This is a genomic window from Halomicrobium katesii DSM 19301, assembly GCF_000379085.1.
GTDB classification, from domain to species: domain Archaea; phylum Halobacteriota; class Halobacteria; order Halobacteriales; family Haloarculaceae; genus Halomicrobium; species Halomicrobium katesii.
In genome coordinates this window covers 2,924,215-2,935,230 of sequence record NZ_KB905378.1, presented here as the reverse complement: position 1 = coordinate 2,935,230, position 11,016 = coordinate 2,924,215, and the positions used below count along the sequence as shown (strand labels likewise).

Below are 11,016 nucleotides of genomic sequence, written 5' to 3'. Positions count from 1 at the left end.
CATGGAGGAGATCGATCACCTCTTCGTTCACTCAACAGCCGACGCTAACGTTCAAAGCTGAGTACGCAAGTGAGTGCCGGATTGGGTTTCAATCACTATGATAGGTGAGCTGGCCGGGGCGTGCAGACCGGCTGTTGAGTGATGGGTGTAGGGTTTGTAACAAGCAGGTGGTCAATACATCCTCTATACTTATTATTCCGGAAAATAATAGAAAAGATATATGAACAATTCTATGACAGCCTCTGTTCATGACTCCTAAATATCTGAATAGGATTCAAACGGCCTTGTTTAGACGCAGTATAAATCGGCTCTTGCGGCGTATGCTCCGCGAACAGATCGACACGATGAGGCACTCAGGACAGATTTTAGATCAACCGCAACGGCCCGTGACTCGCCGGTTGAGGAGCGTCTAAACACGGCCGATTCAAACATCTCTTTGAGTCTGCCATAGGGACATTCTACCCCAAACAGATAACACAACTATGTCTTCACTACTACCCTTGAAACCCACCCCCAGAACAGCTTCAAATCGTGATTTGGAACCGAGGCTCGTTGGATTCGAAGATGAATCCGCGGAACAGATTCTGTCGGCGGTCACCTCAACAACAGCACGCCGCATTCTCAACCAAATCTATACCGAACCAACGACAGTATCGGATATCGCTACCGAGATTGACTCCTCAGTACAGAATGTCAGCTATCATCTCGACCGACTTCGAGACGCGGAGTTAGTGGAAGTCATCGAGACGTGGTATTCGAAACAAGGGCGCGAAATGGATGTATATGCCCCGACCAATAGCGCTCTTGTCCTCTTTGCGGGAGCAGAACGAACAACTCCGTCACTCACGACTGCGTTGCGTCGCGTCTTCAGCGCAGTCGGTATTGTGGGGGTTATCAGTGCAATTGTCCATGTACGCTGGTCAGTACTGACACCCTCACCATCGTCCCGGAGTGTTGAACTCCCCGTTCAGCAACCTGATCCAACCATGTGGGAGACGCTCGTTACGTTCGGGGCCGGCCCCGGTGGGTTCGTTCTAGGGGTCGGCGTCTTCCTGATCCTGTTCTTCTTCGTGGCGTGGTACTGGCGAACGTATCGTCCAGCACGGAGCCAAACTCAATCGATGTGAGTGGTTTCCGGGACTCAAAGACATCTTTGAATCTGGGATAGGACGATACTTGACCCCTTCCAATGGTAGTATATGGAACGTAGAACGTTTCTGGCAAGTGCTGGAATTGGGCTCACAACCGCAGTCGCTGGCTGCACGTCCCAAGCAGCATCGGGTGACTCAACGGAAACGGACTCGGAGGAGACGACCACGTCCACGGGTCCACAGACCGAGACAGACCCGCTGGTGGATGCAACGCACATCGAAACTGATGCAACCGCCGAACGAACTATCGGGACCGCATCGCTTGAAGAGCGTGGCCTCCGAAACACGCACTACGTGGCATTCACGAATCCGACGGAAGGGACCCACAAGGGAACAATTACGATTTCGAAGGCTAGCGATCCGGTGTTCGAGGAATCCGTGGAACTCGAACCGAACGCGAGCATCATTGGGTCACTGACCGATCTCGGGAGATACAGCGTAGGCGTGTCGATTCCCGAGTTGGACGCGGAGGAGACGATCACCGTCGAACCCGGCCAATTCACCTGTAATGTGACCAGGACGACGGTCAGCGTCCAAGACGACAATACACTCGATTCGATGGCTGTTTCGACGCGGATGGCATGTCCCGGTGTTGTCACCGAGACAGTACCCGCCGATGGGCTAGCGTCGTATACACTCGGCGACGACCCGAGTCTTACGGATACGGGAAAATTTAGCCACACGCTCATGCTTCAGAACCCGTCGGAGGAAACGTGGACGACCCGAATTCTCGTCGAGAATGACTCGACAGCGCAATTCGACGGCGTCTACACGGTCGAGCCCGAGGGAACTGTGTTGCTGACCCTCACTGAGAGTGATACGTACACGCTCTCGATGAGCGTACTCAAAACCGAGGCCACGGTGACTGAGCAGATCACTCCCGAAAACTTCGACTGTAACGAATCCTCGACACGAGCGGAGATCGACGCTGCAGGAAAACTCACGGCGAACACCGTCTCGACGCGTATGGCTTGTGACGTCGAGACAAATTCGACAAACGAGTCCTCCTAGCCGGGGTACGGCCGTCGCCGCGTTTCTCCCAACAGATTTACATTCGCATACCTACTTACCAGCCTGTTCACTATAGAAAATAATAAAACCAACACTGTGGGAAGAATTCTATAACATCCTCTAACAACGACTGATTTTATGTTGCTGTTCTAATAAACTGCGGTCGTTCACTCGTAATCAGGAGATGTACTCAACCAGTCAGGCACGTGAGTCAATGTCGCTGGACCTGTACATTATTCCCTACCTTCGGAACACGTCTGTGCAGAGATACTATAGCAAGATACGCTTTATCCAAGCTGAAGGGTGTTGGTTGGCTGGACCCCAGGGCTCAGGCTTCATGATCGAGATGAGAAGGGCTCTACCAGAACGTCAACGACACCATCGAACCCACACTCCGGACAGACGATCGACAGGCCATCAACAGCCGCGGAGTCAACACCCTGGAGAACACCGCTGCAGATGGTCCTCTGACACTCTGGACAGGCGACTACGTCGAGCTCGACCGGTTTCTCGTGACGGACGCAGTTCTTGCAGCCCGAGTAGGCTGGCACCACTGCACTGATGCGGGCGATCCGATACTCGGCATCCTGGTTCCCGCCGCCACAGACTGGGGCTGCCTCGCCGAATGCAGCTGCCTGTGGGTCCGGGAAGTGGTACTTGCCGGCACCGCTGGTCACAACCACCCACGGGACTTGCTGGTCGAGGATCTCGACGTTGGTGACATCGTAGGTGCTGTTTGCCTCAGCCCAACGAGTCGTTTCGACGGGCTGGAGCGTCGCTTCGTGGTGGTCTGCAAACTCCACAAGTTCGATGGCGAACACAGCCTTCCGAGTCGAGAGCCGGCAGACACGCGTGGACTGGCGTGAATCAGTGACATCCTCAAGAGACTGCTCAGAGACGGCGGTGACCTCCCACGTCCGGGTATCGTCATTGACCAAGAGAAGGTCGCCCTCTGTGATGGCCGTGATCGTGTCGACGAGCTCAGGATCAACGCAGTCATCCGATTCAGTGAGAGGACTGGTTTCACTCATCAGTCATCGCCCGGAACGGCGTCAGGGCGTGTGTTCCAAAGCTGGCGCGCCGGGCCGTTGCTTGGTGGCTGGTCATGATCGATATCGTGGCGGTCGAGATACCGATAGATCGTCCGCTTCGAGACCTCGTGGGCCCTGGCAAGGTCAATGACATCAAACCCAGCCTCGAGGGCGGCGCGAAGGTATGTTGGTTCAGTGTGGGCCGTTGGGCCGAACGTCTCGAGATCGAGTGTAGCAACGATCTCCGCCTGGATCTGCCTCGTGGCAGTCTGTGAATTACGGTCAGTCATCGGTGCTTGTGTCAAACTGACTAGCTACGATTCCTAGAGTGTTTCGACGAGCGAGAGAAGAAAGGGAACAGGATTGAAGTACAAAATCAGCTATCGGGACTCGGAGTGTATCGATGTAGTTCGGTAACCGCTTCGGCGACAAGCGTAGGTTCCAGCGTGCCCTGCTGGCGGTCAAAATCACGGTGCTTGATCGTCGTCGTATACCACGGCGAAATGTATGCATCCGTGTCCGACCCGCCCTCGAGCCAGGCGCCGTCCGAGACAGAAATCGCCCCGGTGTGTTGCTGCGTCGTCATCGCGAGTGCAATGCACTCCGTGTGGGCGAATGGATGCGAACCGTCGCTGACGATAACCCACGGTCGGTACGAGGGACCAGACTTGTGTGGTGCAGGACCCCACCAGACCTCCCCCTGCTCGTAGCTCATTCGCCAGACTCCGAAGACTCGTCGACGCCTTGACCCCACTCATCAGGGTTCTCTTCGCCGAGTCGCTCAGTCGCTGCACGGGCAGTTGCCAGAGATGAGAGTGTGGTGTCGATGTCATCGGCCTCACCGATCGCCCAGTACTCTCCACGGTGACGTACGAGATCACGTTCTTCAAGCCGCGAGAGGACGACACCGACGCTGCCTCGTGGGACACCTGTGGCTTCGTGAACCTCTTTGGGCGTGTACGCTTGCTCCGGGTGAGTAGCGAGGAACCCCAAGATTTCCTCAGCGTTCGTTCGACCACCCGAGCGGAGTTCGTCGGTCGAGTTCTGCTCGAACCGGTCGATGTCGATCGGCATACCTACTACTTCGTAATAGAGTGTAATAGATGTAGTGGCTGTAATAGAAGTCATAGACCCACATCGATCAAGGGCGGGAGAGAATTTCTCGTCTCAGGGTGCGACGCTGACATCCCCACCAACATCCATGTCACGAAGTGGGATATCGCCTGAAAACTCGATCTCGTCGTACCAGATGGTCGGCCGCTTCGCACGACCATGTTCTTCCAGTTCGATGAGACCGTAGTCAGCGAGCTCATGGACGTTTTCGGTGACCTCTGGCGGATGCCGGTTAACGAGGCGAGCGAGTTCACGGATACTGTCGGGTTCGTGTTCGACGATCGCCTCCAGGAGTTCCAGATTCGTCGGCCGAAAGATCCGACCGAAGGTTGCCAAACTCTCGATACTGAGTCGAGATGGTTGGGATGCGACGTCCTCGCCGGCGTCAATTGCACCCAGGGTCTCCTCAAGACCGCTACGATCAGGCCGCGTGCCGATGGTGATGTGGAGCGTTCGAGTCATGATGGTTCGTGTGGGGTTCGGGATAATTACCAATCGATACGTTTCTCGGGTGGAAGAGCAGCTCTCCATGCCCGGTACAGTGGTTGTAAGCCGTCGAATTCGATTTCGAATAGCTGCCCTGCGATGTGAAGCTCATGTGGTCCGTGGTGGTTGTCGAATCGGATGATGGGTTCGTTCGCGCCAGCCTCACCGTAGTGGAACGCGTACTTGATCCCGTCAGGGAAGCGGCTGGACTCAGGGACGTCAAGGACACGGATTCGTGCGACAGTGCCATCGTCGTACGCCTGGATCTCATCTTCCAGCACCTCGACGTCGTCGCCCATCTCTATGTGTTAGTCTGCACCCTAACACAATGAATGTTAGGGACATCCCTAACAATTCAGTAGTACCGACTTGTCTGATAAGTCGTAACAGACACTGTGATTTTCACTCGGTACACGGGGTGTGTACCGCCATTCATACCAACCACTAGATATATTAGTAACGGAAGCTAAAGTAATCGTAATGCGCATCGAAGCCACCGAGGGAAACGAGCACAAAGTGTGGCTCACCGATCCGGAGATCGAGGATCTCCGACGAGCAACCAACAGTCAACGAGACGACCTCATCATTCAACTCGGCGCGTTCGTTGGCTTGCGTGCATTCGAGATCCCACAGGTTCGGCCCGTCGACGTCAAGCAAACCGAGAGTGGCCAGTACCGTCTCCGGGTGCGAGCTGGGAAAGACACCAGCGGCAACGATGGGAAGCCCCGTGATGCCTACCTGCCCGACAACGTCGAGCGCGATCTCCAGCGCTTCCAGAACGAGCACAACATTGCGCCGAAGGACCCCTTTATCGATCTATCACAGCCTGGGGTCCGTGCGGTGGTTCGGCGGACGGCTGGACGGGCAGCTAAAGCGACGGGAGACGAGGACTTCGAGAAGGTCAGTACACACGATCTCCGTCGGCGGTTCGCCCAGCGCCTCCTCGTCGACGAACAGATGAATCCGCGTGTGGTGATGGCCGTCGGGGGCTGGGACAGTTTCGCTGCGATCGAACCCTACCTCAACGCGCCGAGCGAAGACGTAATCGACGACGCTTTCGCCAGTGTCAGCCTCTGAGATCGAACAGCCGACTCGAACACATGTGGCGCAACATGTATGATCGAAGAAGCTGTATCCCCAAGTATGGCTACCAACGATGCTCCCGAAGAAACGAAGGTCAGCGACCGGGGGATGGTGACGATCCCCGCTTCGCTCCGTCGGCGTCTCGACATCGAGCCGGGCGACAAACTCCGCTGGGATACTGACGATGAGGGGAACCTCTCTGTAGAGGTTGTCAAGCAGCGCTATGGAGCGTTTGATGACTTCGAGCCAGTCTCGATGGGTGGTGGCGGCTCAGAGACACACGACATCGCTGGTCATGACGACGATCCCGCATTCTCGGAGAGCAGCTGATGGCAACTGCTCTTGTCGATACGGGCGTTCTCATCGGCATGGCAGATACCGATGATCAGCACCACGACGTTGCGATGGAAATCGTCCGTGGGATGGACCACGGCGATCTCCCTACAGGACGGGTGACGAACTATATCGTCCTCGAGACGCTCAACTGGATCCACAACCGGAAGCGTCAACAAACTGCTGTCGAGACATACGATCGGTTGAACCGGTCTGCGGGATTCGAAATCCATCATTCGGCACAGAAGGACTTCAACCGAGCTCTTGAACTATTTCAGACCCACGACGGCCTCTCCTGTGGCGACACGACGATCGCTGCATACATGCAACGAGAAGGGATTGAGTATCTCTACTCGTTTGACGATGACTTCGACATGGTCGACGGCATCACCCGATTGGAAACGGCTGATAACCCGTTTAATTGACGACCGCAGAACTGTACGCCAATCACGTAGATCTTCGCACGATCACCTGATTAGCAGTCTCGGTTCTATAGCGGCGTCATTCACACAGCGGAGTCCGCTGGTGGCTCTTCCAGATCAGGGATATCATAGATTGCATAAGCCAACCAAGCGACGAGAGCGATCGGCATCTCGAGAGGCACAGAGCCAGGGTCACCGATTGGATTTATACCGAGGTGAGTAGCCATCACGCCGATCACGGTGGACATCGCCAACATCCCGGCGGCGACAACCATGGCTTCCCGGCGCGACGGGAGCGAGGTTTCCGGATCGTACTCAATGGCCTCCTTCTCTCGTTGCGCTCGAGCCGTCGTCAGCTGGACCGACAGGCAGGCGGGAGCAATGCCGGGTATCCACGCGCCGACGAAGTCTCCAAGAGAGGTCTGGCTATCCTCGTCATCGGCGTCGGTATCGCGGGCCGTAGCAATCTCCTCAGGAGAGACGACAACATCAGTCGGGAATGCAGTCTCGAAGTGCTGGTGAGCAAACTGGCGAAAGTGGTCCCGAGCACGATGGCTAGCAAGATAGTGCTTGTCAACAATTTCCGCAGACGTACTCGACTGTGCCGCCGCAACGTCCTCGACCTTGGCAATATATGCCTCGTAGGCATCAAGATATTCATTGAACCAGAACTGACGGAAGTGCTTTGGCGTCGGCTTCGACCCGTCGGGCAGTCGGACATCAGCACGATCGACTCGATCCGATCGCGCACCCAAGTGTCCGACCGAGTACCATCCTCAGAGCGCTCACTCGGGAACAACATTTCGTAGCCCGCCTCGTCCAGCAGTTCGATATACTGCCGAAAGTAATCCAGACCCGCCATGATCGGCGTGGTCCCGGGACCGTTCTTCCGCCCTTCATCGAAGCAGACCCGAGGATCGTCCCGGTCAAGGATGAGGTCCTCGTGTGCATTCACAACAAGCGTATCGCTGGTTCGATGTCCACAGCCCGCGAGACAGAGCAACAGCGTTTTGTCGACGAGGTGTTTGCGTAGGTCTTCAGGGTCGAGTTCAACCAGAGCCTCTTCATCGATCTCCTTCGTCGCCTCCCAGCAGTCCCGGACTTGGCGCGGCGTGAGTCTCTGCTTGGGTGACTCGCGGTTGTATGACCAACCCATCCGTGGGAGGACCATCTCTGCGGGGTTCGATTCAACTTCACCGACCAGCTCGAGATACTCGTAGAATGATGCAAGCGTCGAGGCGTAGTTGTACCGCGTACCCTCAGATAGGAACTTATCGTTCAGTCCTCGAAACAGATCGAGCGTGAGCCGAATATTCTTGCCAGCAGACGCTCGGGCAGGCCGAAGGAGATTGCTTGAGCCGAGTTCTTCTCGGGAGACCTCCATCAGTTTGCGCATGTGTGTCCAAGCGTTCCCGACGGAAGTGTCGTTGAGCCGCCCGAATTCCTCGTCCTCGTCCTGAAGCCACGTGTGAATCAGTTGTTTCGTCTCAGCGTGTGTCCCCGGAAGCGATTTGCGCTCTCTGTGCTCGAAACCACACTCGTCGAGAAGGACTTCATCGACAGTTTTCCCCTGACGCACGGCATAGCCCTGGATACCGCTGAATCCATGTTCACGGAGCCATGAGTGGGTAGGCTTCACGTCTGGATTGTTCCCTTCCGATCGTCGGTGCTCCCGGACTTCGGCAGGGAATCCCTGCTGAACGTATGTTGGCGTCCATTTGCGATTCGACATATATCATTCAGTAATGGATTGGTTTGTAAAAGGGTAAGGGTGGCGTGATTTATTGCGCACAACAAACTCAGACGTTTGGTTGTGGTTTCTGTTGAATCGGTCAAAGCTGAGATCCCAACGACGTCGATAGGCTGGTGGCGCGGGGGTGACTACATTCGAACTGATCAGCGACAACAAACCACCAGAAGGCGCTGTTTTCAAGACCGGCCAAAGACGTGTGTTTTCTGTCCAAGGTGCAACACCGAACCCACCCACGAAGAGAACCACAGGATTTCAGTTTCCTAGATGGGATTTTTAGTAACTGCTACTGGAAACGCAGCTTTAAAATCATCTAAGGAGTCCTCAGCCGGTCCACACTTAGAGTGGTTGTCCACCAGTAGAGTGTATATTTGTGATCGTAGAAGGTTAGGTCAAGAGACGAGATCGTCTGGTGACAGATAACCCTAGGTGGTGAGGAGTCGATGTAATTGCTCGACGGGCGGGTGGATCCGTGTGGATACCCAGTGCAGAAATGAAAAGACGAATGCAGCATCGACGCGACAGAATCGTGTGCGGTCAGCGATAACTCGGTGGACATCCCATCTCCGGAAGCACGGTGTTCATCGCGGTCTATTCAAGCAGAATCTGCAATTCGTCTCGAACCACATGCAAGAGCTGTTCCCCTTCGTCGGTCACATCATAGTAGTCGATCCGACCCTCAGGATCCAACTCGACGATGAGGTCCTTTTCGGTGAGATTCGTGAGTGCACGGTACCCCTGTCGCTCTGACATAGAGTGGTAGTGCTCGTCTGCATAATCTATGATTCCTCCACCCCAGGGGAAGAAATCCGGCTGTAATAGCTGTGCGACGGCCAGGAAAGCTGCCTCCTCGGTCGGCGAGAGGGCGACCCAGTCACTGAGAGGGGGTCGCTCGGGGAGGCCGGTCAGTTCGTCGGCACTCATCGAAATATCACCCGAGAGCTGGCCGCAAGTAGTTCGATGGGACTGATCACAGAGGGTCGTTCAGATGCCGCCAACAGATGCACGAGCATACGTCATCGATTGCTGGTGCAGGACCTAGATTCTTCCGACGAAAGTAGTCGATCGATGAGACTCGACCAGCCGAGATCGGGATTCGTATGCCAGCAAATTTGCCACTCATCAGGGGTGGTGGGGGGTCCCCCCTTCCGTTCTTGTTCCTGAAACGCGCGCGCACCTAGGCGCCATTTTTGGCACTCAGAGAGTGAAACTAGCCCGAGACCGGCTGGCCACCCCCAATCGGCCAGGAGAGCAAACCGTGGGTAAACCATCGGATGAGGGAAATCACCGGGACCGGGGTACAGACAAAAGAAAGGCGCTCAGTAGTGACGAGTGTCGTAGCTGCACACTGCTTGTATCTGTCTACTCGACCGCCGTACGTACCGGATCGTGAAGCATCTGATGTGCGTATCCAGCGTATGTAGTTGTATACACTTCACCAAGGACAGATCATTCTGAGAGGCAGTGGAAACCTATCAACCAAGTAGTGTCAAAATGGGTGCGATTTATATAATACTTCCAGCCCATCGATTGGTCGTGACCACCCACTACGGATGGTCGTGAGAGATCGATGGCACGGATCACCAACCTCAGCGACAACAACGGCACCGGAATCGTATCGCTCCCGAAAGACGAACTCGAGATGTGCAGCCTCCTCGACGAGGACGGCGGACCTGATACCGAGGTCCAGCTGATGGTCATGATGGAAGCGCCTGGCGAGTGGCGCGTGTCCGTCCTCGACGACTCGGCCGTCGACGACTCCTGGTACACCGGAGAAACGCCCGACACTGGTGTGGCCGTCAGCAGCGGGAGTAGCAGTACGCATCGATAGCGAAGCGAGATCGACGAATTCTGGAGGGCCAGCGTGGGTGTTTTTCGAGCGCGATCGAGAAACTCGTGCAAAATAGCAGGTCGATTACAGCAGCCGAGTGCCTGAATCGTTCAGAGAGTATCAGAGATTTGTTCTAACGCGTGTACGCTGCAGATTTCCGATCTCGGTTTGCAGTTGTCATCGACTTCGATATTGGGCCCTCACCTTCGGCCACGGTCTCGTCAAGGTCGCCATCGTAGTCGGTGAACGACACAAGAGCGAACCAAAACAGTCTCCTAACCAGCACCGTGGCTAATCGCAGACCAGAAAGAGGACCAACCCCCGACCAGCGTCACCACTGGTCGAAGGCTGAATGAACGGTATGAATAGGTAGGCGGCGAATCGGGTTTCCCAGGGGTTCGCACACCCCAGTACTCACCGAAACGCAGGCAGGCTTAACGTCCGTGTTCGGGATGGGTACGGGTGTTTCCCTGCCGCTATGGCCGCCTTCACGCCGACTCGCGGAATCGAACCGCGATAGACACCAGCGTCGGTCGGTCGAAACTACCGTATGATACGTGCGATCCAGTAAACGCCTGGACTCGTGCAACGCAATGAGTCACAGTGCAATGAGTGTGTGGCTTCGGTCGATTAGTGCTCGCGGGCTCAACGTCTCGTTGCCTCGACGCGTACACCCCGAGTCTATCTATCTCGTCTTCTACGAGTGACCTCGGTGGAATCTCTTTTCCAGGTGGGTTTCGAGCTTAGATGCATTCAGCTCTTACCCCGTGTGACGTGGCTGCCCGGCACGTGCCCTCTCGGACAA

General features: G+C 55.6%; 14 protein-coding genes, 1 rRNA gene and 1 other annotated feature (1 of these 16 only partly in view). Of the genes, 6 read left to right on the top strand and 9 right to left on the bottom strand.

Translation table 11 applies throughout. The annotated features are described in order from the left end of the window. Nucleotides 1–482: 482 nt before the first annotated feature. Both HALKA_RS19675 and HALKA_RS0115335 read left to right on the top strand, forming a co-directional pair. On the top strand, nt 483–1,127 hold the full coding sequence (locus HALKA_RS19675) for an ArsR/SmtB family transcription factor (protein WP_044956555.1): 645 nt from the start codon (nt 483–485) through the stop codon (nt 1,125–1,127). A 72-nt stretch (nt 1,128–1,199) separates the two neighbouring features. Beyond that, nucleotides 1,200–2,162 carry a hypothetical protein gene (locus HALKA_RS0115335; protein ID WP_026190345.1) on the top strand — a complete coding sequence of 321 codons (963 nt, stop codon included), beginning with the start codon at nt 1,200–1,202 and terminating at the stop codon, nt 2,160–2,162. A 335-nt stretch (nt 2,163–2,497) separates the two neighbouring features. Here HALKA_RS0115335 and HALKA_RS0115330 read toward each other — a convergent pair whose 3' ends face one another. From HALKA_RS0115330 to HALKA_RS0115305, 6 genes are all read right to left on the bottom strand, one after another. Continuing rightward, entirely contained in the window at nt 2,498–3,193 is a 696-nt protein-coding gene (locus HALKA_RS0115330) for a hypothetical protein (RefSeq protein ID WP_018258825.1), read from the bottom strand. Next, on the bottom strand, nt 3,193–3,483 hold the full coding sequence (locus HALKA_RS0115325; RefSeq protein ID WP_018258824.1) for a helix-turn-helix domain-containing protein: 291 nt from the start codon (nt 3,481–3,483) through the stop codon (nt 3,193–3,195). Before HALKA_RS0115325 ends, HALKA_RS0115330 begins: the two co-directional genes overlap by 1 nt. An 86-nt stretch (nt 3,484–3,569) precedes the next feature. Beyond that, nucleotides 3,570–3,908, bottom strand: coding sequence for a type II toxin-antitoxin system PemK/MazF family toxin (locus HALKA_RS22290; protein WP_018258823.1), 339 nt, complete (start codon nt 3,906–3,908; stop codon nt 3,570–3,572). After that, nucleotides 3,905–4,267: a MarR family transcriptional regulator gene (locus HALKA_RS0115315; protein ID WP_018258822.1), complete on the bottom strand. Its 363-nt coding sequence runs from the start codon at nt 4,265–4,267 to the stop codon at nt 3,905–3,907. Before HALKA_RS0115315 ends, HALKA_RS22290 begins: the two co-directional genes overlap by 4 nt. Nucleotides 4,268–4,360: 93 nt before the next feature. Continuing rightward, a complete protein-coding gene (locus HALKA_RS0115310; RefSeq protein ID WP_018258821.1) occupies nt 4,361–4,768 on the bottom strand; it encodes an HVO_A0114 family putative DNA-binding protein in 408 nt (135 codons plus the stop codon). A gap of 26 nt (nt 4,769–4,794) precedes the next feature. After that, on the bottom strand, nt 4,795–5,091 hold the full coding sequence (locus tag HALKA_RS0115305) for a toxin-antitoxin system TumE family protein (RefSeq protein WP_018258820.1): 297 nt from the start codon (nt 5,089–5,091) through the stop codon (nt 4,795–4,797). 181 nt (nt 5,092–5,272) lie between these two features. Here HALKA_RS0115305 and HALKA_RS0115300 point away from each other — a divergent pair, with 181 nt between their 5' ends. From HALKA_RS0115300 to HALKA_RS0115290, 3 genes are all read left to right on the top strand, one after another. Next, nucleotides 5,273–5,869 carry a site-specific integrase gene (locus tag HALKA_RS0115300; protein ID WP_018258819.1) on the top strand — a complete coding sequence of 199 codons (597 nt, stop codon included), beginning with the start codon at nt 5,273–5,275 and terminating at the stop codon, nt 5,867–5,869. Nucleotides 5,870–5,935: 66 nt separating this feature from the next. Beyond that, a complete protein-coding gene (locus HALKA_RS0115295; protein ID WP_018258818.1) occupies nt 5,936–6,205 on the top strand; it encodes an AbrB/MazE/SpoVT family DNA-binding domain-containing protein in 270 nt (89 codons plus the stop codon). Continuing rightward, nucleotides 6,205–6,633: a type II toxin-antitoxin system VapC family toxin gene (locus HALKA_RS0115290; protein ID WP_018258817.1), complete on the top strand. Its 429-nt coding sequence runs from the start codon at nt 6,205–6,207 to the stop codon at nt 6,631–6,633. Before HALKA_RS0115295 ends, HALKA_RS0115290 begins: the two co-directional genes overlap by 1 nt. 80 nt (nt 6,634–6,713) lie before the next feature. On the opposite strand, the gene HALKA_RS21100 is transcribed toward HALKA_RS0115290, so the two are convergent. Beyond that, entirely contained in the window at nt 6,714–7,385 is a 672-nt protein-coding gene (locus tag HALKA_RS21100; RefSeq protein WP_155119421.1) for a hypothetical protein, read from the bottom strand. A 1,586-nt stretch (nt 7,386–8,971) separates the two neighbouring features. Further along, a complete protein-coding gene (locus HALKA_RS0115275; protein ID WP_018258815.1) occupies nt 8,972–9,304 on the bottom strand; it encodes a hypothetical protein in 333 nt (110 codons plus the stop codon). Nucleotides 9,305–9,950: 646 nt separating this feature from the next. Between HALKA_RS0115275 and HALKA_RS0115270 the strand changes: the two genes are divergently transcribed. After that, nucleotides 9,951–10,211 carry a DUF8053 family protein gene (locus tag HALKA_RS0115270; protein WP_018258814.1) on the top strand — a complete coding sequence of 87 codons (261 nt, stop codon included), beginning with the start codon at nt 9,951–9,953 and terminating at the stop codon, nt 10,209–10,211. Between the two features lie 368 nt (nt 10,212–10,579). Here the strand turns inward: HALKA_RS0115270 and rrf are convergent. Beyond that, a 5S ribosomal RNA gene (gene rrf, locus HALKA_RS0115265) occupies nt 10,580–10,701 on the bottom strand. A gap of 120 nt (nt 10,702–10,821) precedes the next feature. After that, nucleotides 10,822–11,016, bottom strand: a sequence feature (23S ribosomal RNA rRNA prediction is too short) (it continues 338 nt past the right edge of the window).

Coding starts and splice junctions, on each gene's coding strand:
- HALKA_RS0115305 (WP_018258820.1), bottom strand. CDS start 5,091: ATGGGCGACGACGTCGAGGTGCTGGAAGATGAGATCCAGGCGTACGAC.
- HALKA_RS19675 (WP_044956555.1), top strand. CDS start 483: ATGTCTTCACTACTACCCTTGAAACCCACCCCCAGAACAGCTTCAAAT.
- HALKA_RS0115335 (WP_026190345.1), top strand. CDS start 1,200: ATGGAACGTAGAACGTTTCTGGCAAGTGCTGGAATTGGGCTCACAACC.
- HALKA_RS0115310 (WP_018258821.1), bottom strand. CDS start 4,768: ATGACTCGAACGCTCCACATCACCATCGGCACGCGGCCTGATCGTAGC.
- HALKA_RS0115295 (WP_018258818.1), top strand. CDS start 5,936: ATGGCTACCAACGATGCTCCCGAAGAAACGAAGGTCAGCGACCGGGGG.
- HALKA_RS0115275 (WP_018258815.1), bottom strand. CDS start 9,304: ATGAGTGCCGACGAACTGACCGGCCTCCCCGAGCGACCCCCTCTCAGT.
- HALKA_RS0115330 (WP_018258825.1), bottom strand. CDS start 3,193: ATGAGTGAAACCAGTCCTCTCACTGAATCGGATGACTGCGTTGATCCT.
- HALKA_RS0115270 (WP_018258814.1), top strand. CDS start 9,951: ATGGCACGGATCACCAACCTCAGCGACAACAACGGCACCGGAATCGTA.
- HALKA_RS0115300 (WP_018258819.1), top strand. CDS start 5,273: ATGCGCATCGAAGCCACCGAGGGAAACGAGCACAAAGTGTGGCTCACC.
- HALKA_RS0115315 (WP_018258822.1), bottom strand. CDS start 4,267: ATGCCGATCGACATCGACCGGTTCGAGCAGAACTCGACCGACGAACTC.
- HALKA_RS22290 (WP_018258823.1), bottom strand. CDS start 3,908: ATGAGCTACGAGCAGGGGGAGGTCTGGTGGGGTCCTGCACCACACAAG.
- HALKA_RS0115290 (WP_018258817.1), top strand. CDS start 6,205: ATGGCAACTGCTCTTGTCGATACGGGCGTTCTCATCGGCATGGCAGAT.
- HALKA_RS0115325 (WP_018258824.1), bottom strand. CDS start 3,483: ATGACTGACCGTAATTCACAGACTGCCACGAGGCAGATCCAGGCGGAG.